This is a genomic window from Halalkalibacterium halodurans (genome assembly GCF_005671335.1).
In the GTDB taxonomy this organism is placed as follows: domain Bacteria; phylum Bacillota; class Bacilli; order Bacillales; family Bacillaceae_D; genus Halalkalibacterium; species Halalkalibacterium halodurans.
In genome coordinates this window covers 2,559,183-2,578,973 of sequence record NZ_CP040441.1, presented here as the reverse complement: position 1 = coordinate 2,578,973, position 19,791 = coordinate 2,559,183, and the positions used below count along the sequence as shown (strand labels likewise).

The following is a 19,791-nucleotide window of genomic DNA, read 5'->3' as shown; positions in this document are numbered from 1 at the left end:
TTGACATTTGAATATACGCTGCAAAAAGTTCTTGATCTTAAGAAAAGACAGAAGGAAGAACTGCAACAACAGTATTCTGAAGCAATGAACACATTTGAAACAGTAGCGACAAAACTCTATCACCTCTTAAAGCAGAGGGAAAAGCTTGAGGAACAGGCACGTGAAAAAATTGCCGTGGGCACGTCCATACACGAGCTTCAGCAGCGTGAAATGCTCATCGTCCAATTGCATCAAGAAATTCAACAACAGCAGCGTGCTACGAGCCTCGCGCGTGAACGAATGGACAAAAAGCACCGCGATTTACAGGCCATTTCGATTGAACTGAAAAAATATGAAAAAATGAAACAACAAAAACAGGAGCGTTTCTTGTTGGAAGAAAAGAAGCGGGAACAGCAGATCATGGATGAGCTATCCGTCCAGGCATTTGCATTCCGAGTGTAAAGGTGAGTGTATGGGCAAAAAAGAGAAGGGTACTAGCAAATTTCAATTTATTCTTTTTCTTATCGTCATTCCTATTATTTTCGCCGGCTTGTTGTTTTCAGGAATTGCCTATCTTCTAGGTTACAACGTAGTAAAAGAGGCGAAGGAAATCGGTGCAAACCTCCCAGTTGTAGGGAATTACATACAGACAGCTGAAGAAGAGGAGCGAGAGGAGCTAATTGCTGAGTTAGAGGAACAACTAGCGAGCCAGCAAGCAGAATTAGACCGCCTTGAGCGGGAATTAAGGGAAACGACAGAAGAGCTAAAGCAGGCTGAAGATGAAAAAGCGCTTTTGGAACAGCGAGAAGAGGTGGAAGAAGGCGTAGCAGAGCAAACGAACAATCGAGTGAAGGAGCTAGCCAAAACGTATGAGTCCATGTCTCCTAAAAATGCTGCTGCCATCCTTGAAGAAGTGGACATTGAAGAGGCAGTGATTCATATGTCCCTCCTATCCACAGATAGCCGGGCTGCCATTTTAGGGAAAATGGATCCAGAAAAGGCAGCAACGATCATGACACGACTTAACGACCCCCAGTCCTAAAAACGAAAGGAGGTGAAACCAATTGATACCAGCGATGATGATGCAGCTTGGAAATGTTCCCCACATCAATGGTCAAACGCCGCGATCAGAAAGTTCATTGACAGGAGAAGCGAACTTTTTGATGGTGCTTGATTCACTCACTTCAGAGGAAGGAGAGCTCGGCACATGGTCAGAAGGCACTGAGCCATCAATTGAATCGTTAGAGCTGTTCTATTCACTTCTACATATACAAGAAGAAGTGCCAAACGATGTGAAGGAGTGGCTCGTGGAGTTGATGGACGTACTGCCAATGGAATCGGTACTGCAGCTAGAGTCGCTGTTGACAGAAAAGGCTGATCCGGTTGATTTTGAAGATTTTCAAGCCATGTCAAAACAAGAGCAAGCCGTCTTCCACTTGCTTGCTGCACTACAGTTGACGACAGCGTCAGGGAATCCAGAACTACCTACTCAAATAAGAGGCCATGTTGTGCAAATCATGGAGCGAGCGTTTCCGTTTGTCGTTATTCAAGGGCAACACACTTTGTCAGAACAGTTCCGAGCTTTTATCGAACAGGCGAAAGAATGGTTGACTAAGCAAGGAGAGACTAAGCTTCTTACGAATGATGGAACGCAGCAACAAACGCAGAACAGTTTAGTAGAAACGAGCCGAACGTATCGTCCGTTTTTGTTAGCCAATGATGCAAATGAAGGACGCGTGCAAGGCTTAACGCTTCAACATCATGGTCAGGAGCTAGGTCAAGCGCTTAACCGGACACAACAGCTCGTCATCCACCTCGGAGAACAGCAGCCAAAAGAAGTCCAGCAACAACAGTTTCTTCGTCAGTTTCAACAAATTTTACAACGGGGAAATGTCGTGCAATTACAAAATGGAACACAAATGACGATTAAGCTCATGCCTGAACACCTTGGACGTTTGGATATTCAGTTAACCCAGACGAACGGTGCCATCGTTGCGAGAATCATGACGTCGACCACGATGGCAAGGGAGCTTGTCGAATCACAAATGAATCAGTTGCGTTATGCCTTCACACAGCAACAGTTGAACGTGGAGCGAATTGAAGTTGTTCAGCAACCGTCACATTCGTTGTTAGAGCGTGAAAATCAAGGTCAACAATCAACAAAGGACGAAAAGGAAAAGGAACAGCAACGGCAGGATCAGGAACATTCAGACGGTGAGACGTTCCAGCAATTTTTGGATGATGTCGGCTTTGATGAACAAGTTTAGAGGGGAAGGAGTGACGGTTCGTGACGACAACAAACGGTATTGATGGCTCGTACTATTACGAAAATCGCCCGAAAGAACAAAGCAACTCGGGAATCTTAGGAAAAGATGATTTTCTGAGAATCCTCATTGCCCAGCTTCAGTATCAAGACCCGCTGAATCCAATGGATGACCGTGAATTTATCGCACAGATGGCGCAGTTCTCATCCTTGGAACAAATGACAAACATGAACAGCGCGATTCAACAGTTTGTTAAACAGCAAACAAGTCAAACGCTTGTCCAGCATAGCGAATTAATTGGTAAGCGTGTGACGTGGAAGCGGATCATTGATATAGATGAGTACAGACAAAAAGAAGAGCTTGTTGAAAACACCGTTACATCTGTAAGGCTTGAAACGAACGGAAATGTTAGCATTCAGCTCGATAGTGGACGTTGGATATCTGCCGATCAATTGGTTCAAGTATCCGGCAAAACGAATCATCAAGAGGAAGCTGAGGGGGATGTGGGCGACAGCGCACCTGATGAACAGGAGGGATAAGTTGTGGACCCAAGAATCACTGGTTCGATACAGTCGATGAAGCCCTTAACACGAAAAGGTTCCGCTTTATCGAAACCGTCTCCTCATGTCTCGTTTGGAAATCTGTTTCAAACAGAGCTTCAGAAAGGGCAGTCGCTAAAGTTAAGCAAACATGCGGAGCAACGACTGCTGTCACGAGGCATTTCGATTTCAAAGCCACTTTGGAATCGAATTGAAGAGAAAGTGTTAGAGGCCGAACAAAAAGGCGTGAGAGATCCACTCATTTTAACAGAAGAAGCTGCGCTTGTCGTGAGTGCCAAAAACAAAACAGTCATTACAGTCCTTGATCTAGATGAAGCGGAAGATCATATTTTTACCAATATTGACGGAACAATCGTAGTGAACAACAAATCATTTCAATAAGGCTGGACCGAAAGGAAGCCAAGGCTGCTGATTGATGGACGCAGTCAAAAAAGGAGGAGCAAAAAATGTTACGTTCAATGTATTCAGGTATTTCTGGAATGAGAAATTTTCAAACGAAGCTCGACGTGATTGGAAATAATATTGCGAATGTCAATACGTTTGGATACAAAAAAGGTCGGACCACATTTCAAGACATGGTAAGCCAACAACTTGCTGGGGCAACCGCTCCTGGAGCGAACCGCGGTGGGGTAAACCCTCGTCAGGTTGGTCTAGGAATGCAGCTTGCATCGATTGACAATGTCCATACACAAGGAAGTTTGCAAAATACGAACCGCGAGCTTGATCTAGGGATTTCTGGTGATGGATTTTTCCAAGTACAAGATGGGGATACATTCTATTATACGAGGTCAGGAAACTTTTATTTTGACCAGCAAGGCACGATTGTTAATGCCCAAGGGCTTCGTCTGATGGATACGAACGGCAACCCGATCACGGTCCCAACGACAGCCCAAAGCTTTAGCATCGGGCAAGATGGAACGGTGACGTATATTGACGAAGATGGTGATTTGCAAGAAGCAGGGATGGTCCGTCTCGTGAACTTTGCAAACCCTGAAGGTCTAGCGAAAGCTGGAGCCAACCTCTATTTAGTGTCTGCAAACTCAGGTGCTCCGCTGTTTACTTCTGCCGGTAATGGAGGAACAGGTGACATTATAGCTGGAACGCTAGAAATGTCAAACGTTGATTTATCTGAAGAGTTCACAGAAATGATCGTTGCACAGCGTGGGTTCCAAGCGAATACTCGGATTATCACTACTTCTGACGAAATCTTACAAGAGCTAGTAAACTTGAAGCGCTAATGGCATGATCGCCATCTCGCGTAAAAATACCTGATGAAGGAGGTATGGGCTAGGGACAGCTCTAGCCCTTCCATTTCCGATGATTACGTTAATTCGTCTTAATGGCCGTCCGTTTCTTTTAAACGCGACCTTAATTGAACAAATTGAAGCTTTTCCTGATACAACAATTACGCTAATAAATGGGAAAAAAATTGTCGTACAAAACAGCATAGATGAGGTCAATGAAAAAGTGAGAGAATGTTTTAACCAAATTGGCCTTATAGCAATAAATAAAGATGTGGAGGGCTCATAAGTGTTTCGAAATCGTTTAGTCAACATCATGCTCATCATCCTGATTGTTCTAACGTTAGTGGGGGTCGCGGTCCTTATTTTCGTGAATTATTTTAATAATGAAGATGAACAAGATCGGGAGCCTACGATCGATGAGATTATTGCACAATCTTATGAGACAGAGGAAATCACGACAAATTTATTATCAAATGACTTTGTCCGTGCCCGTTTCCTGATCCACGTAGACAATCGTAATGCCTTACAAGAAGTACAAAAGCGTGATTTTCAAGTGAACAACATTATTATTCGTAGTTTAGCAGGAATGGACGCCTCTCAATTATCGGGTGCCGATGGAATCGAAAAGCTGGAGGCCCAACTTCAAGATGACATTAACGCGCTTATGCAAGAAGGTTCAGTCGTGAAAATTTATACGACCGAATGGGTCATTCAATAACGATGAAAAGAAAACAAATTGGCTAGAGTAGATTGAGAGGTGAGGTTCTTGGCTGACGTTTTATCACAAGGTGAGATTGATGCCTTACTCTCGGCGCTTTCCACTGGAGAAATGGACGCTGATGAACTGAAAAAGGAAGAGCTTGAGAAAAAGGTAAAAGTGTATGACTTTAAGCGTGCGCTTCGTTTTTCAAAGGATCAAATTCGCAGCATCAGTCGAATTCATGAAAATTTTGCACGATTATTAACCACATATTTCTCCGCCCAACTTCGGACGTTCGTTCAAATTTCTGTCGCATCGGTTGATCAGTTGCCGTATGAGGAATTTATTCGTTCGATTCCAAAGATGACGATCTTGAACGTATTTGAACCGGCTCCTCTTGACGGGCGCTTTTTAATCGAAGTGAATCCAAATGTTGCGTATGCGATGTTGGATCGGTTGTTAGGAGGTCAAGGGGTGAGCGTGAATAAAGTTGACAACTTGACGGAGATTGAAACTCGGATTATGTCCCAATTGTTTCAACGAACGCTAGATAGCTTTCAAGAAGCATGGAGCACCGTAATCGAACTAGAACCTGAGATGGATGCAGTTGAAGTAAATCCGCAATTTTTACAAATGGTTTCACCAAATGAGACCGTCGTTGTCATTTCTCTATCCACAACGATTGCGGAGACTTCTGGCATGATTAACATTTGCTTACCGCATGTTGTTCTAGAAGAAGTCTTGCCAAAATTATCGGTCCACTATTGGATGCAAGAAAAGAAAAAGCAGCGCCAACCGGGTGAACTGGATTCCATTGAACATCGAGTCCGTCAGGCTCCACTTCTAATTCAGACAGAGCTTGGCCGCTCAGAGATCACCATCCATGAATTTCTTCACCTTGGAATTGGTGATGTGATCGAGCTGGATCAGTCCATCCATGAACCGTTAAACGTCCGGGTCGGTGGTCATTTGAAATATTTAGCGCAACCAGGGAAAAAGAAAAACCATCTGGCGGTTCAAGTCACAGATGTAATTGAGGAGGCGGCAGAAGATGAATGATGAAATGCTTTCCCAAGATGAGATCAATGAATTGTTAAAGGGAGTTGCAAGTGATGGGGATGATGCAGAGGAAGTCGATGGTTTGGATGCCCCAGAAAATCAAAAAGGAGATAGCTTAGAAGGTTTCTTAACAGAGGTTGAAAAAGATGCACTCGGTGAAATCGGCAATATTTCCTTCGGAAGTGCTGCAACGGCGTTGTCGACATTGCTAAACGAAAAGGTAGACATTACGACGCCGCAAGTATCTGTGATACACAAGGATCAATTAGAAAAAGAGTTTCCCCAGCCCCATGTGGCAGTCCATGTGGATTACACTGAAGGGTTTGAAGGTATGAATCTACTAGTCATCCGCACGAAGGATGCTACGATTATTGCAGATTTAATGCTTGGCGGTGACGGATTGAATCCTGAGGAAGAGCTAAACGAGATGCACATAAGTGCTGTTCAAGAAGCGATGAATCAAATGATGGGCTCTGCTTCGACCTCCATGTCGACGATCTTTAATAAACGTATTGATATTTCACCGCCTGGCGTAAACATGCTGGATGTGGGAAATGATCAAGGCACCGATCGTGTACCAGAAGGCGATGTTCTCATCAAAGTATCGTTTCGTCTACGGATTGGGGAACTGATCGACTCTTCTATTATGCAGCTCGTCACCGTGCCTTTTGCGAAAAAAATGGTCGACGACTTGATGAATCCTGCCCAAGATGAAGTGGCCGGTGCAGTGGCGATGGAAGTAGATCAACAGCCAAGGCAAGAAACGGTGAACGAAGCACCTCCAACCAATCAAACAGATCCAGTTCATATGCAGCAACCAACGCAAGGAGGGTATCGACAATCGATGTCACAACCACCTCTTCAAACAAGACGGCAAGCAAATGTTCAACCTGCCGCTTTTACGAATTTTGAACATCCTGAACTTAACGATACAGAAGCGGGCAACTTGGATATGCTCCTAGATATACCGTTGCAAGTAACAGTGGAATTGGGGCGGACGAAACGCTCAATCAAGGATATTCTTTCTTTCACACAAGGCTCGATCATTGAGTTAGACAAGCTTGCTGGGGAACCTGTCGATATTTTAGTGAACCAGAAGTTAATCGCGAAAGGCGAAGTGGTCGTCATTGATGAAAACTTCGGAGTTCGTGTCACCGAGATTTTATCGCAAAGAGAACGAATCGAACAGTTAAAATAAATACCGAAAGAAAGGTTGAGTGCAGATGGCAGCTAAAATTCTTATTGTGGATGACGCATCTTTTATGCGCATGATGATCAAGGATATTTTAACGAAAAATGGTTATGACGTAGTTGGGGAAGCCCATGATGGCGAACAAGCGGTGGAAAAATATAAAGAACTTTCACCAGATCTTGTCACAATGGATATTACGATGCCTGAGAAAGATGGAATTGCTGCGTTAAAAGACATCCGAGCGATTGATCCGAATGCGAAGGTCATCATGTGTTCGGCCATGGGTCAACAAGCGATGGTCATTGATGCGATACAAGCAGGGGCAAAGGACTTTATTGTGAAGCCGTTTCAGGCTGATCGGGTCATTGATGCGATTCAGAAGACGTTAGGAGCGTAATGGACTTGGTCATGAAAGGAAACATGACAACTAAAGCAATTAGCTTTTTACTAATGGTGTGCTTGTTCAGCATCATGTCACCAAATAAAGGGTTCGCCGATGAGGTTGACTGTGATAGTGTTGCAGGATCGTTTCAAGAAGCTTGCCAAGGAGAAGCTAGTGTGAATGGGAGCGGGGAGGAACCGGGTGTGATGGAAGTGCCTGAGGAAGAACAGGCCTTTCAAGAGCAAAATATCTTTTTTCTCTTTTTGCAAATGTTTGCAGCATTGGCGTTTGTGCTCTTCTTAATCTATGTCGTGATGCGTTTCATTAGCCAACGCTCTCGTTCATTCAAGTCGACCCAAGCCCTGCAAAATCTAGGAGGCGTTCCTCTTGGCTCTAACCGCTCAGTACAGCTTATTAAAGTAGGTGACCGCCTGTTCGTTGTCGGTGTAGGTGAGTCGATTCAACTGTTAAAAGAAATAACGAATGAGCAAGAGAAAGAAGAATTACTTGCTAAGCAACAGACGATCTACGCTGACAGTCATGCTCCCATTACAAAAGCGATGACGTGGGTGCAAGACCTTACGAAACGGAATCGTTCCTCCGCGAAGGATGAGCCATTACAGGAAGGACAACCGTTTAAACAGCTACTGCAAAAGCAGTTGTCTGACGTTCAATCAACTCAGGAACGTATTCGGAAAGCAATGAGGGAGCAGGACAAATCATGACGGAATTATTATTATTAACAGCGATTCAACTACCAGGACTTGACCCAGAATTTATGACAGACGATCCTGCGGGGGTAGCCACGACGGTTCAACTATTGCTATTACTAACCGTCTTATCCTTAGCGCCAAGCATCCTCATATTGATGACATGCTTTACAAGGGTAGTGATCGTCTTATCCTTTGTCCGGACAGGTTTGGCTACGCAGACGATGCCGCCGAACCAAGTGATTATCGGAATCGCCTTATTTATTACATTCTTTATCATGGCACCTGTATTTGCCGAGGTGAATGACCAAGCGTTGACACCGTTTTTGGACGGAGAAATTGACCAGCAAGAAGCAATGGATCGGGCAGCCATACCGATGAAGGAGTTTATGGCAAAGCACACGAGAGAAAAAGACTTGGCTCTATTTATGGGGTATGCAGGACATGATCGACCGGAATCAATTGAGGATATACCGCTTACCGCTCTCGTCCCAGCGTTTGCAATCAGTGAGCTAAAAACCGCTTTTCAAATTGGATTCCTTATTTTTATTCCGTTTTTAGTCATTGATATGATTGTCGCTAGTGTCTTGATGTCCATGGGGATGATGATGCTACCCCCGATCATGATTTCTTTACCGTTTAAAATTCTTTTATTCGTATTGGTCGATGGATGGTATCTTGTCGTCCAATCCTTGCTACTCAGTTTCAATTAGAAGAGGATCTAGAAGGTGATCTAAATGAGTGTCGATTTTATTATAGGTATAGCCGAGCGCGGGGTTTGGACTGTCCTGCTCGTTGCCGGCCCGCTTCTTCTCGTGGCATTAGGGCTCGGTCTATTTGTCAGCATTTTTCAGGCGACTACTCAAATACAGGAACAAACATTGGCGTTCATTCCGAAAATTGTAGGCGTCCTCGTATCTCTTGTTCTTTTTGGACCGTGGATGCTTTCCCAACTTTTAAACTTTGCTTATTCCATTTTCAATAACTTGCATCGGTTTATCGGATAATGGTGGATTGGATTCAGCTTTTACCAATGTTTTTGCTTGTGTTTGTTCGAATGCTAGCCTTTTTAATGACGATGCCTCTCTTCTCTTATCGGAACATTCCGGCCATGTTTAAAGTCGGCATCGCTTTATTTCTTGCTTGGATTCTCACTTTTTCTTTAGAGCCTGAAATCATTCTATTTGACGGGACTTATGTCATTTTAATTATGAAAGAAGTTTTAGTTGGTCTTATGGTTGGCTTGATTGCCATGGTGCTTCTTTATGCGATTCAAGCGGCCGGAGCATTTATCGATGTGCAAATAGGCTTTTTGATTGCGAACATAGTAGACCCGCAAACAGGAGCACAAAGTCCGTTAATCGGAAGCTACCTTTATACATTCGCCCTCTTGTTTATGCTTGCGACAAACGGTCATCATTTGTTGATTGACGGAATGTATTATAGTTATCAGTTTATCCCTTTAAATCAACCGTTCTTGAACGTTTCTGATGAGAACATGATTGAATTGATTGCGACAACATTAAACACGATGTTTATCATCGCTTTTCAGATGGCGTTTCCTCTTGTAGGCTCTTTGTTTTTAGTCGATGTTGCGCTTGGAATGGTTTCTCGTGCGGTTCCACAAATGAACGTGTTTGTCGTCGGGATGCCGCTAAAAATTTTAGTAGGGCTGCCGCTTTTAATGATCTTTATGGGCGTGTTTTTCATGTCTGTTAGTTACTTATTTGAGCGAATGCTAGAAACGATGCGAGCAATGATGGCCATTTTAGGGGGCACATGATATGGCTTCATTCATGAAAATAGATTTGCAGTTTTTTGCACAAGAGAAAACGGAGAAAGCAACGCCGAAAAAACGTCAAGACTCTAGAAAAAAAGGGCAGGTTGCGAAAAGCACCGATGTGAATACAGCGATCATCCTCCTCTGCGTTTTTTTGTTCTTGTGGCTATTTGGCGGACCCCTTCTTGGTGGTACATTAGAAAAGCTGTTGATCCATACATTCGAAAGCTATTTGTTAATGGATGTTACAGAAGAGAGCGTCGCTGAACTGATGTTTGAAATTACAATGGAAGCAGCGATCGTTCTATTACCGATTATGGCTATTGCCTTAATAGCTGGAGTGTTGGCGAGTTACATCCAGGTTGGCCCTTTGTTTACAACAGAGCCATTAAAAATGAAGCTATCTAAAATAGATCCAATTAAAGGAGCTAAACGAATTTTCTCCGTTCGTGCCCTTGTGGAGTTTTTGAAATCTTTATTAAAGATTGTGTTAACAGGGCTGGCCGCCTTTTCGATCGTTTGGTTTAGCTTAGAGGATGTTATGTTGTTATCGCAAAAAAGTGTAGAGAACTCTTTTGTTACCGTCGCACAGTTAACGGCGTTGCTAGGAATTTTTATCGCGATCCTTCTATTAATTTTATCGATTCCTGATTACTTGTATCAGCGGTACGATCATGAGAAACAAATCCGCATGTCGAAACAAGATGTGAAGGATGAGCATAAAAACGTGGAAGGGGACCCGAAAGTTAAATCAAAGCGTAAGCAAAAACAAATGGAAATGGCGATGCAGCGAATGATGCAGGAAGTGCCTAAAGCGGATGTGGTCATTACGAACCCAACCCATTACGCGATCGCTTTGAGATATGACCAATCTAAAATGGATGCCCCAGTCATCGTGGCAAAAGGCGTAGACTATGTGGCGTTTAAAATAAAAAGCTTGGCCAAGCAGCATAACGTAGTCACAGTGGAAAATAAACCTCTCGCTAGGGCGTTGTATGATCAAGCGGATATTGGTGATCAAGTACCTGAGCAGCTGTTTAAAGCCGTTGCTGAAGTACTTGCCTACGTCTATCGATTGAAGAAGAAACAAGTGTAGAAGACTAAAATTTACTGTATGTGAGGAGAGACCATCGTGAGAGCAAGAGATTTAGCCGTATTATTAAGCGTTATACTGATCGTGATCATGCTGATCATCCCATTGCCGCCGGCGATGTTGGATTTTTTAATTATCACGAACATCTCCCTCGCAATTTTGATTATACTCGTGGCGATGAACACGAAGGAGCCGTTACAGTTCTCCATTTTCCCAACATTGCTTTTGCTTGTGACGTTATTTCGTCTAGGACTGAACGTGTCGACGACAAGATCAATTTTAGGGAACGGAGAAGCTGGAAATGTCATTGATACATTCGGAAACTTCGTTATCGGTGGAAATCCTCTCGTCGGATTTGTCGTCTTCCTCATTTTGATTATCATTCAGTTTATCGTCATCACAAAAGGGGCAGAGCGTGTATCCGAAGTAGGTGCCCGCTTCACCCTCGACGCGATGCCAGGAAAGCAGATGAGCATCGATGCCGACTTAAACGCTGGGATGATTTCCGATATTGAAGCAAAAGAACGCCGGGAAAAAATCGAAAAAGAAGCAGACTTTTACGGTGCAATGGACGGGGCTAGTAAGTTTGTAAAGGGGGACGCCATCGCCGGAATTGTCATTGTCATCATTAATATCATTTTCGGCCTAGTGATTGGCATGATGCAGATGGGAATGAGTTTGTCAGACTCAGCGAATCATTTTACACTGCTTACCGTAGGGGATGGTCTCGTCAGCCAAATTCCGGCCCTGATCATTTCGACAGCTACAGGAATTATTGTCACAAGAGCAGCATCTGACGGAAACCTTGGGCAAGATATTACGAAACAATTGCTCGCTTACCCGAAAATGCTCTATGTGGCTTCTGGTACCATTCTTGCATTAGGGCTATTAACGCCCATTTCGCTCATTGTCACATCGATCATTGCAGGGGTGCTCGCCTTTGGTGGATATCATTTGTCCCAAGGGGAGCAAAAACAATTGGCAGAGGAAGAAAAAGAAGAAGCATCAGATGAGAATGAGGATTTAAAGTCTCCGGAAAGTGTCGTCAATTTGCTGCAAATTGACCCGATCGAATTTGAATTTGGCTATGGACTCATTCCACTTGCGGACACGAACCAAGGGGGAGACTTGCTTGACCGGGTTGTTATGATCAGGCGGCAAATGGCGCTAGAGCTCGGAATGGTCGTTCCAGTTATTCGCATTCGCGACAACATTCAGCTTCAGCCGAATGAATATACGATCAAAATTAAAGGGAATGAAGTTGCCAAAGGGGAGCTGCTTCTCGACCATTATATGGCGATGAGTCCTGGAGTAGAGGATGAAAGTGTGGTCGGTATCGAAACTGTAGAGCCAGCGTTTGGTTTACCGGCCCTTTGGATCAGTGAGGAAATGAAAGAACAAGCTGAACTATCTGGCTATACCGTTGTTGATCCGCCGTCAGTTGTATCGACCCATTTGACAGAAGTGATTAAGCGTCACGCACATGAACTTATCGGCCGTCAGGAAACAAAGCAATTAGTCGATCATTTAAAAGAAGCGTATCCAGCCCTTGTGGAAGAAGTAACGAATACGTTGTCGATTGGTGAGATTCAGAAGGTGTTAACAAACTTATTGAAGGAACACATTTCGATTCGCAATTTGCCTGCCATTTTTGAAACGATCGCCGACTACGGACAAATGACGAAGGATATGGATTTGTTAACGGAATATGTTCGTCAATCGTTATCACGACAAATTTCCAAGCAATTTGCCCAGCAAGGAGAGCCTTTATACGTTGTCACCTTGAGCGGGATGGTAGAAAAAATGATTGCTGATGGTGTTCAGCAGACAGAACATGGGAATTTTGTTTCGATCGACCCTGATCAGTCGCAGAAAATCATTGAAGCCGCTGCCCAAGAAGCGGATCGTTTATCGCAAATGGGCCAGCCACCTGTGATCCTTTGTTCACCGGCAGTTCGAATGTATGTTCGTCAGCTGCTTGAACGATATTTGCCGCAAGTTCCAATTCTGTCTTATAACGAGTTAGAAGCGAATGTTGAAGTTCAAAGTGTAGGGGTGGTGAATCCGTCGTGAAGGTAAAAAAGTACGTGGCTTCGTCCATGGGGGAGGCTATGGAAAAAATTCGTGTGGAGTTAGGGGAGCATGCGGTCATCCTTAATTCAAAAGAGATTGAGACCGGTGGATTTCTCGGCTTTTTTACGAAAAAGAAGTTGGAAGTGATCGCGGCGATAGACCCTATTGAACGGGCGAAAGTCACCTTGCCCCCTAAAAAAAGAAAGGGCTGGAACGTTGATGGAAGACCGTCATCAGTAAATGAAAAGTCAACCGAATCGCTTCTCGTCGAAATTCAAGAGCTTAAAAAAATGATGCAGACGATCAATACAAAAGAAACGAGTATGCAGTCCTATCCAGAACCGTTTCATTCCTTTGACGAACAGTTGAAACAGCAAGAAGTATGTGAAGCCGTGCGTCTCCAGCTCGTCAAACACTTACTGCAAGCTTGGCTACAAGAGGAAGGGGATGAGCAAACACCGTGGTCCTATGAAGAGCTGTTAACGAAAGGAGAGCAACTTTTAAAGCGAAAACTATCCCTTCTCCCAGAAGGGGGGATAACCTTTCAAAAAAAATTCGTTAACATCGTCGGTCCAACCGGTGTTGGAAAAACGACGACGATTGCCAAGCTTGCGGCTCATAGCGTCTTGAAGAAAAAGAAAAAAGTAGCCCTCATTACAACCGATACGTATCGGATTGCAGCAGTTGAGCAGCTCAAAACATACGCTAAAATCTTAAATATTCCGTTAGAAGTCGTTTATTCGATGGAAGATTTTCAGAAGGCAAAAAACCAATTTATCCATTATGATCTCGTATTAGTCGATTCAGCGGGAAGAAATTTTCGAAACGCCCTTTACGTAAAAGAATTGGAGAAGGTCATTGATTTTAAGCATGAAGCTGAAAATTATCTCGTCCTTTCCTTAACAGGGAAGTATCGAGATATGAAAGCGATTATTGAACAATTTTCGCTCGTTCCGATCAAACAGATCATTTTTACGAAGCAAGATGAGACTGATACATATGGGGCTATGCTCAATATGATGTTTGAACAAGGCAAGGGTGTGGCATATGTAACAAACGGGCAAAATGTCCCGGATGATATCGTTGAATCATCCAACGATTGGATCATTCAGACTATATTAGGGGCAAAAGGCCATGCGTGACCAAGCGGAAAGTCTCAGAAGAATGGTTGATGGCGTGATGGAGCAAGGACGGGGACAAGGGAAAGTAATCGCTGTTGTTAGTGGAAAAGGCGGCGTCGGCAAATCAAATGTTTCCCTTAACTTTGCCCTCACTCTTTCTAGGCAAAACCAAAAAGTTGCCTTGATTGATTTAGATTTAGGAATGGGCAACCTTGACATTCTCATGGGACTATCCCCTAGCTACCACATCATCGATATGATTAAACGGGAACTAACGATTTGGGATATAGCAGAGCAAGGACCAGAAGGAATCACATACATTGCTGGAGGTTCGGGACTTTCTGAGCTTGTCGAATTAAACGAACGACAAATGGAACGTTTTTTCCAGCAACTTGAATCGTTGGGGGCAATCTATGATTATATCATTCTCGATATGGGAGCTGGAGCAACAGCCGAAAGTCTTCGATTTATTTTGTCTGCCCATGAAATATTTGTTGTCACGACACCGGAACCGACGTCTATTACGGATGCTTACGCCATGGTCAAGTATATTTGCAAGGAACCGATCGAAAATCCTGAGATTTTACTGATCGTGAATCGAGCAGAATCGAAACGAGAGGGGGAGCAGACAGCCGCTAATTTTAAACGTGTCGTCAGCCACTTCTTGAAAAAAGACATCCACTCGCTTGGCTACCTTCCGCAAGATAGCCATGTCGTGAAGGCGGTTAAAGCACAAGCCCCATTCGTTCTCCATGCACCACAGGCGAAGGCGAGCATGGCGATGGGGAAGCTCGTCCATACCTATCTTGGGCACCGAGTGGACAGGGGGGCTCCCTCGTATCAATCGTTTATGAAGAAAATAAGGAAATGGTTTCGCTAAAACGGTCAAGATTGCAGTGATGGGAGGTGTCATATGGAATCCCGCATCAAAGTATTAGTCGTCGATGACTCGGCGTTCATGCGTAAGGTCATCACATCGATGCTAGAATCGGACCCTCGCCTTGAGGTAGTGGGAACAGCTAGAAACGGGGAGGATGCCCTGAAGAAACGAAAAACGCTAGCCCCTGACGTGATGACATTAGATGTAGAAATGCCGGTTATGGATGGAATCGAAACGTTAAAACGTCTGATGTCAGAAAACCCGCTGCCCATCATTATCGTTAGCAGTACAACGAAAGAAGGGGCAGAGAATGCACTAACCGCTATGGAACTTGGAGCTGTCGATTTTATAACAAAGCCTTCAGGGCCGATCTCCCTTGATCTAGAAAAAGTTCGTGATCTGCTGATTGAGAAAGTCGCATCGGCACCGAACGTGAAATTAAAGCCGACGTCCAAAAAGGCGCCAGTCGTTTTCCGACCACTTCAGCAGCCGGTGCCTTTCGACAAAACGATCATTGTGATTGGCACATCGACTGGTGGACCGAAAGCCTTGAAACAAGTATTGACAAAGCTCCCGAAAGATTTGCCAGCACCGATATTAATCGTGCAACATATGCCGGCTGGCTTTACCGAATCTCTTGCTAATCGGCTTAATAGCTTGTGTGAGATTCACGTGAAGGAAGCGGAAGACGGAGAGATCATTCGCCCAGGAGTCGCTTATATTGCGCCAGGTGGGTACCATCTCGAGACGAAACGATTAGGAACGTCGATCGCCTTACATTTAACGAAAGAAGAGCCGCGTAAGGGACACCGTCCATCGGCGGATGTTTTGTTTGAATCTGTATCTGCTTTATCTAGTATCTATAAGGTTGCCGTCATTATGACTGGAATGGGTTCAGATGGAACGGAAGGCTTGGAACAACTTAAGCGCGGATCTTGTTATGCGATTGCTGAATCAGAGCAGTCTTGTGTCGTATTTGGAATGCCGAAAGTGGCGATTGAAAGAAAGCTTGTAGATGAAGTGACCCACCTTGAACTTATAGCTGACAGTATCGTTCGTCAATGCAAAAGGTGATAATCATCGAGAGAGGAAGAGGGCGGAATGGAAAATTTGAGCGAATTACAAGCGTTTCACCTAGACATTTTGAAAGAAATCGGAAATATCGGTGCAGGTAATGCAGCAACGGCATTATCTCAACTGCTGCAAAAAACAATTGACATGAATGTACCGAATGTCCATATCGTTTCATTTCAAGAGTTAACCGAATGGATCGGTGGACCTGAAGAAGTCGTAGCCGCGACGTTCTTACGAATTGAAGGAGATGCTCCTGGAAGTATGTTTTTTCTTGCAACGCTTGAAGAAGCAAAGGGGATGGTTGCACAGTTAACAGGGGCAAGTCGTTCATCACTGGAAGGAGAAATGGATGACCTCTCCATGTCCGCCCTAAAGGAGCTAGGAAATATTCTAGCAGGCTCTTATTTGTCGGCTTTAGCTGATTTCACAAAACTTAAGCTTTATCCATCCGTTCCTGGACTTAGCATCGACATGATTGGTGCGATCTTAAATTATGGTTTGATTCCTCTCTCTCAAATTGGTGACGAAGCGATTGTGATTGATACGCAAATTTCTGAGGAAGGGGAGAGACGCGGAGCTGGACATTTCTTTTTACTTCCTGATCCGGAGTCATTTGATGTGATGTTCTCTTCTCTAGGAGTGGGCCTACATGAATGACGTTGTAAAAGTAGGAATGGCTGATTTAAACGTTGTAACCCCACCACACACGATACGGACAGCTGGGCTTGGTTCATGTGTCGGCGTTGTTCTATATGATGACGTGAAAAAAGTAGCAGGAATGGCCCACATTATGCTTCCTGATTCCGCGTTAGGGAAAAAGCAGGAGTTTAATCGCGCAAAGTATGCCGATACGGCGCTAGATCTCTTGCTTTCGAAGCTTGAAGCGATTGGAGCCAAACGTTATTCATTAAAAGCAAAAATGGCCGGAGGAGCGCAAATGTTTTCCTTTGCCTCGAACAGTGATATGATGCGGATCGGTCAACGAAATGTAGAAGCAGTAAAGAAAAAGTTGCGTGAGCTGAGCATTCCGATTTTAGCTGAGGATGTAGGGGGCTCGAACGGACGAACGATCGAATTTAACCCAGAGACCAAACGGCTTTCCATCCGGACCGTACATCAAGGAGAGAAGGAAATATGAATTTACTCGGCACTTGGAGAACCAATGTAGTGGTGGGGAGTATCACTTTTTTGATTGTCCTTTTCGGTAACCTACAAGTGAATGTATGGGTAACAAGCCTGATTCGTTCTCTGTTTTGGGCCGTGATTGTCTTTCTCCTTACATATATGTTTCGCTGGCTTTTTGCTGTTGCGTTAGCCAGCAACCCAAGAGTAGAGGGAGAACAGCGTTCACTAACAAATGACGAGTCTCAAGGGGACGTACTTGTAGAGGAAAATGTGAACAAGTCCGAAGTTGAACGAGAAACACCTGAACAAGCAGCAGCGTACGTAAAAGATTAATCGATTCAAATTAGGTACGGGAGGGAACCGAGATGTCAAGTGTTTCTACGATGGCGGATGATAAAATTTGGACAGAGTGGTTGACTGAGCGTAGTCAGGAGGCGTGTGATGCGTTAATTCGCCAATACCTTCCTCTTGTCCACTATCACGTACAGCGAATTTCAGTTGGCTTGCCGCGGAGTGTGAGCAAGGATGATCTAATCAGTCATGGGATGCTCGGTTTATTAGATGCACTAGAAAAATTTAACCCAGACCGTGACTTGAAGTTTGATACGTACGCTTCGTTTCGCGTAAGGGGGGCGATCTTGGACGGATTAAGGAAAGAGGATTGGCTACCGAGATCGATGCGTGAAAAAATTAAAAAGATTGAAGCGGCGACTGAAAAGCTAGAGCAAAAGCTAGGACGAAACGTATCGGTAGAAGAAGTGGCGAAGGAAGTCGGTTTAAGTGAGAATGAGGTTTCACAAACAATGACGGAATCTCTCGTCGCAAACCTGCTATCCATGGATGAAAAGACAAACGATAGTGATCGGGAAGAAACGTATACCGCTACGATTATTGATAAACAATCCTTAAGTCCTGAAGAAAAATTACTAGAAGAGGCGCAAAAAGAGGAACTTTCACAATTGATCGCGAATATATTAAATGAAAAAGAGCAATTAGTCATCGGTCTTTTTTACTTTGAAGAATTGACATTAACAGAAATAGGACAAATTCTAAAGTTATCGACATCACGAATCTCACAAATTCATTCGAAGGCGTTGTTCCGGTTGCAACAGGCATTGAAAAAAAGAAATGCATAAAACGCTGACAAAGGATTTGAAAAACTATGAGCAAACTGGACACAATTTTTGAAGTCATTATTTCACGAGACAAGATGGAAGCAACATTGAAACAACACGAGCCTTTCCCAGAGGATCATCCAGTGACAAAGGATGAGTTGCTTTCTTTTATGAAGGAACACGGTGTTGTGTTTGGCGTAAAAGAATCTGTCATTGATCAGGTCGTTAAAAGCGAAAAAGGGCTAACGTCGTCAGTGAAAGTGGCTGAAGGGTTACAGCCTCAAAATGGAAAGCATGGCTATTTGCAGCCGATCCAACATGAGGAAGAAGAGCGTGACGTCCACTCGATTTCAGCGATGAACCTTCGTGATGTCTTATCGATTCCAGAAGTGAAGCAGGGGCAGGTCATCGGCAAAAAAATTCCTGCGACCCTAGGAGAAGACGGCATGAATGTTTTAGGGGAACCGATCAAGGCAAAACCAGGGCGTGAATTTGTTCTTCGTCCTGGTAAAAACTCGACAGTAGATGAAGCCAATGGAACACTAGTAGCTGCTGTGGACGGGCAAATGAGCGTTGATAAACGTACGATTCATGTCTATCCCGTTTATGAGGTTCCAGGCGATTTAACGATGAAGCATGGGAACATCTCATTTATTGGAAACGTCATCATTCGTGGTCACGTCCCTGACGGATTTGTCGTGAAGGCGGGAGGCGATATTCGCGTTTTTGGGACAGTGGAAGGTGCGACGTTAGAAGCAGGCGGTTCGATCTTTGTCGGGGCCGGAATTGTCGGGCAAAATCGCGGATGTATTCGTGCAGAGGGTGGTTTGCATACAACGTTCATTAACCAAGCGAAAGTGGAAGTGGGCGGTGATATTGAAGTCGTCCAATCCATTTTGCACAGCACGTGTACGGCGGGAGGTAAGATTATTTGCACAAGAGGGAAAGGGAACATTGTTGGTGGTGTCTTATCAGCAGAAGATCACATTTATGCGAAGGAAATTGGCAATAGTATGCATACGAAAACCTCTTTGTATATTGGCGCTAAGGAAAAGTGGGTCACAAAAGAAAAACAGTTGGCAAAAGAATATAAAACAACAGAAGAGGAACTGAAAAAGCTGTCACTACTCTTGCAAAAATTTCAGGAGTTAGAAAAAGAAAATGGGCTTACAGCTAACGGTCGGGTTCAACGGTTGCGGGTGAAAAATACACTAGTTCAAGTAAAGGAAAAGCATGAGCAAATCAAAGAGCAATTAGAAGACGTACAGGAGAAGCTCACACTAAATCAAGCCGGTTCAATCGTCGTTGAACAAACCCTGTACCCTAATGTGAGCGCCCATTTTGGAAAGTATCGAAGAAAAATCGTTTCAAACCATTCGAATGTTAAGCTGTCACTCGTCGATCAAGAAATTCAACTGTCTTCTCGGTAAAAGGCAGCGA

The 19,791-nt window shown here is 44.1% G+C and carries 25 protein-coding genes; all 25 read left to right on the top strand.

All coding sequences use genetic code 11. From position 1 onward, the window contains the following. The 25 genes from fliJ to FED51_RS12345 all read left to right on the top strand — a co-directional run bounded on the left by fliJ (position 1) and on the right by FED51_RS12345 (position 19,781). On the top strand, positions 1 to 441 hold the full coding sequence (fliJ, locus tag FED51_RS12465) for a flagellar export protein FliJ (RefSeq protein WP_010898607.1): 441 nt from the start codon (positions 1 to 3) through the stop codon (positions 439 to 441). A gap of 10 nt (positions 442 to 451) precedes the next feature. Beyond that, positions 452 to 1,021 (top strand): MotE family protein, encoded by a 570-nt coding sequence (locus FED51_RS12460; RefSeq protein ID WP_053430950.1) that lies wholly within the window; start codon positions 452 to 454, stop codon positions 1,019 to 1,021. A 22-nt stretch (positions 1,022 to 1,043) separates the two neighbouring features. Further along, positions 1,044 to 2,246 carry a flagellar hook-length control protein FliK gene (locus FED51_RS12455; protein WP_138090566.1) on the top strand — a complete coding sequence of 401 codons (1,203 nt, stop codon included), beginning with the start codon at positions 1,044 to 1,046 and terminating at the stop codon, positions 2,244 to 2,246. A gap of 20 nt (positions 2,247 to 2,266) precedes the next feature. Then, positions 2,267 to 2,782: a flagellar hook assembly protein FlgD gene (gene flgD, locus FED51_RS12450; protein WP_138090564.1), complete on the top strand. Its 516-nt coding sequence runs from the start codon at positions 2,267 to 2,269 to the stop codon at positions 2,780 to 2,782. Positions 2,783 to 2,785: 3 nt separating this feature from the next. Then, positions 2,786 to 3,184 carry a TIGR02530 family flagellar biosynthesis protein gene (locus FED51_RS12445; RefSeq protein WP_010898603.1) on the top strand — a complete coding sequence of 133 codons (399 nt, stop codon included), beginning with the start codon at positions 2,786 to 2,788 and terminating at the stop codon, positions 3,182 to 3,184. Between the two features lie 65 nt (positions 3,185 to 3,249). Next, the gene (flgG, locus tag FED51_RS12440) at positions 3,250 to 4,041 is read left to right on the top strand and encodes a flagellar basal body rod protein FlgG (RefSeq protein WP_010898602.1); all 792 of its coding nucleotides are present in this window, start codon (positions 3,250 to 3,252) and stop codon (positions 4,039 to 4,041) included. Between the two features lie 79 nt (positions 4,042 to 4,120). After that, positions 4,121 to 4,333: a flagellar FlbD family protein gene (locus FED51_RS12435; protein ID WP_010898601.1), complete on the top strand. Its 213-nt coding sequence runs from the start codon at positions 4,121 to 4,123 to the stop codon at positions 4,331 to 4,333. Beyond that, on the top strand, positions 4,334 to 4,765 hold the full coding sequence (gene fliL, locus FED51_RS12430) for a flagellar basal body-associated protein FliL (RefSeq protein ID WP_010898600.1): 432 nt from the start codon (positions 4,334 to 4,336) through the stop codon (positions 4,763 to 4,765). It begins immediately after the preceding gene. 48 nt (positions 4,766 to 4,813) lie between these two features. Then, positions 4,814 to 5,806 (top strand): flagellar motor switch protein FliM, encoded by a 993-nt coding sequence (gene fliM, locus FED51_RS12425; protein WP_010898599.1) that lies wholly within the window; start codon positions 4,814 to 4,816, stop codon positions 5,804 to 5,806. Continuing rightward, the gene (gene fliY / locus FED51_RS12420; protein ID WP_138090562.1) at positions 5,799 to 7,004 is read left to right on the top strand and encodes a flagellar motor switch phosphatase FliY; all 1,206 of its coding nucleotides are present in this window, start codon (positions 5,799 to 5,801) and stop codon (positions 7,002 to 7,004) included. The genes fliM and fliY overlap by 8 nt, the downstream gene beginning before the upstream one ends. A 25-nt stretch (positions 7,005 to 7,029) precedes the next feature. Further along, a complete protein-coding gene (locus FED51_RS12415; protein ID WP_053430954.1) occupies positions 7,030 to 7,395 on the top strand; it encodes a response regulator in 366 nt (121 codons plus the stop codon). Between the two features lie 11 nt (positions 7,396 to 7,406). Beyond that, positions 7,407 to 8,105, top strand: coding sequence for a flagellar biosynthetic protein FliO (gene fliO, locus FED51_RS12410; RefSeq protein WP_233443922.1), 699 nt, complete (start codon positions 7,407 to 7,409; stop codon positions 8,103 to 8,105). Then, positions 8,102 to 8,803, top strand: coding sequence for a flagellar type III secretion system pore protein FliP (gene fliP / locus FED51_RS12405; protein ID WP_010898595.1), 702 nt, complete (start codon positions 8,102 to 8,104; stop codon positions 8,801 to 8,803). The genes fliO and fliP overlap by 4 nt, the downstream gene beginning before the upstream one ends. 24 nt (positions 8,804 to 8,827) lie before the next feature. After that, on the top strand, positions 8,828 to 9,097 hold the full coding sequence (fliQ, locus tag FED51_RS12400; protein ID WP_010898594.1) for a flagellar biosynthesis protein FliQ: 270 nt from the start codon (positions 8,828 to 8,830) through the stop codon (positions 9,095 to 9,097). Next, entirely contained in the window at positions 9,097 to 9,873 is a 777-nt protein-coding gene (fliR, locus tag FED51_RS12395; protein WP_053430955.1) for a flagellar biosynthetic protein FliR, read from the top strand. Before fliQ ends, fliR begins: the two co-directional genes overlap by 1 nt. A gap of 1 nt (position 9,874) precedes the next feature. Continuing rightward, complete coding sequence (gene flhB / locus FED51_RS12390) at positions 9,875 to 10,966, top strand: flagellar biosynthesis protein FlhB (protein ID WP_138090558.1); 1,092 nt, start codon at positions 9,875 to 9,877, stop codon at positions 10,964 to 10,966. Positions 10,967 to 11,002: 36 nt separating this feature from the next. Then, positions 11,003 to 13,036, top strand: a complete 2,034-nt coding sequence (gene flhA / locus FED51_RS12385; protein ID WP_138090556.1) for a flagellar biosynthesis protein FlhA — start codon at positions 11,003 to 11,005, stop codon at positions 13,034 to 13,036. Beyond that, positions 13,033 to 14,178: a flagellar biosynthesis GTPase FlhF gene (flhF, locus tag FED51_RS12380; protein ID WP_010898590.1), complete on the top strand. Its 1,146-nt coding sequence runs from the start codon at positions 13,033 to 13,035 to the stop codon at positions 14,176 to 14,178. Before flhA ends, flhF begins: the two co-directional genes overlap by 4 nt. Next, positions 14,171 to 15,037 carry a MinD/ParA family protein gene (locus FED51_RS12375; protein WP_010898589.1) on the top strand — a complete coding sequence of 289 codons (867 nt, stop codon included), beginning with the start codon at positions 14,171 to 14,173 and terminating at the stop codon, positions 15,035 to 15,037. Before flhF ends, FED51_RS12375 begins: the two co-directional genes overlap by 8 nt. A gap of 33 nt (positions 15,038 to 15,070) precedes the next feature. Next, positions 15,071 to 16,111: a protein-glutamate methylesterase/protein-glutamine glutaminase gene (locus FED51_RS12370; protein ID WP_053430958.1), complete on the top strand. Its 1,041-nt coding sequence runs from the start codon at positions 15,071 to 15,073 to the stop codon at positions 16,109 to 16,111. A gap of 27 nt (positions 16,112 to 16,138) precedes the next feature. Next, positions 16,139 to 16,768 carry a chemotaxis protein CheC gene (locus FED51_RS12365; RefSeq protein WP_010898587.1) on the top strand — a complete coding sequence of 210 codons (630 nt, stop codon included), beginning with the start codon at positions 16,139 to 16,141 and terminating at the stop codon, positions 16,766 to 16,768. Next, positions 16,761 to 17,249, top strand: coding sequence for a chemotaxis protein CheD (locus FED51_RS12360; protein WP_138090555.1), 489 nt, complete (start codon positions 16,761 to 16,763; stop codon positions 17,247 to 17,249). Before FED51_RS12365 ends, FED51_RS12360 begins: the two co-directional genes overlap by 8 nt. Further along, the gene (locus FED51_RS12355; protein WP_053430959.1) at positions 17,246 to 17,569 is read left to right on the top strand and encodes a hypothetical protein; all 324 of its coding nucleotides are present in this window, start codon (positions 17,246 to 17,248) and stop codon (positions 17,567 to 17,569) included. Before FED51_RS12360 ends, FED51_RS12355 begins: the two co-directional genes overlap by 4 nt. A gap of 32 nt (positions 17,570 to 17,601) precedes the next feature. Then, positions 17,602 to 18,372, top strand: coding sequence for a FliA/WhiG family RNA polymerase sigma factor (locus tag FED51_RS12350; protein WP_053430960.1), 771 nt, complete (start codon positions 17,602 to 17,604; stop codon positions 18,370 to 18,372). 26 nt (positions 18,373 to 18,398) lie between these two features. Next, positions 18,399 to 19,781, top strand: coding sequence for a flagellar assembly protein A (locus FED51_RS12345; protein WP_053430961.1), 1,383 nt, complete (start codon positions 18,399 to 18,401; stop codon positions 19,779 to 19,781). Positions 19,782 to 19,791 lie beyond the last annotated feature (10 nt).

Coding starts and splice junctions, on each gene's coding strand:
- FED51_RS12460 (WP_053430950.1), top strand. CDS start 452: ATGGGCAAAAAAGAGAAGGGTACTAGCAAATTTCAATTTATTCTTTTT.
- flgG (WP_010898602.1), top strand. CDS start 3,250: ATGTTACGTTCAATGTATTCAGGTATTTCTGGAATGAGAAATTTTCAA.
- FED51_RS12435 (WP_010898601.1), top strand. CDS start 4,121: ATGATTACGTTAATTCGTCTTAATGGCCGTCCGTTTCTTTTAAACGCG.
- fliY (WP_138090562.1), top strand. CDS start 5,799: ATGAATGATGAAATGCTTTCCCAAGATGAGATCAATGAATTGTTAAAG.
- FED51_RS12415 (WP_053430954.1), top strand. CDS start 7,030: ATGGCAGCTAAAATTCTTATTGTGGATGACGCATCTTTTATGCGCATG.
- fliO (WP_233443922.1), top strand. CDS start 7,407: ATGAAAGGAAACATGACAACTAAAGCAATTAGCTTTTTACTAATGGTG.
- fliP (WP_010898595.1), top strand. CDS start 8,102: ATGACGGAATTATTATTATTAACAGCGATTCAACTACCAGGACTTGAC.
- fliQ (WP_010898594.1), top strand. CDS start 8,828: ATGAGTGTCGATTTTATTATAGGTATAGCCGAGCGCGGGGTTTGGACT.
- fliR (WP_053430955.1), top strand. CDS start 9,097: ATGGTGGATTGGATTCAGCTTTTACCAATGTTTTTGCTTGTGTTTGTT.
- flhB (WP_138090558.1), top strand. CDS start 9,875: ATGGCTTCATTCATGAAAATAGATTTGCAGTTTTTTGCACAAGAGAAA.
- FED51_RS12375 (WP_010898589.1), top strand. CDS start 14,171: ATGCGTGACCAAGCGGAAAGTCTCAGAAGAATGGTTGATGGCGTGATG.
- FED51_RS12370 (WP_053430958.1), top strand. CDS start 15,071: ATGGAATCCCGCATCAAAGTATTAGTCGTCGATGACTCGGCGTTCATG.
- FED51_RS12365 (WP_010898587.1), top strand. CDS start 16,139: ATGGAAAATTTGAGCGAATTACAAGCGTTTCACCTAGACATTTTGAAA.
- FED51_RS12360 (WP_138090555.1), top strand. CDS start 16,761: ATGAATGACGTTGTAAAAGTAGGAATGGCTGATTTAAACGTTGTAACC.
- FED51_RS12355 (WP_053430959.1), top strand. CDS start 17,246: ATGAATTTACTCGGCACTTGGAGAACCAATGTAGTGGTGGGGAGTATC.
- FED51_RS12350 (WP_053430960.1), top strand. CDS start 17,602: ATGTCAAGTGTTTCTACGATGGCGGATGATAAAATTTGGACAGAGTGG.
- FED51_RS12345 (WP_053430961.1), top strand. CDS start 18,399: ATGAGCAAACTGGACACAATTTTTGAAGTCATTATTTCACGAGACAAG.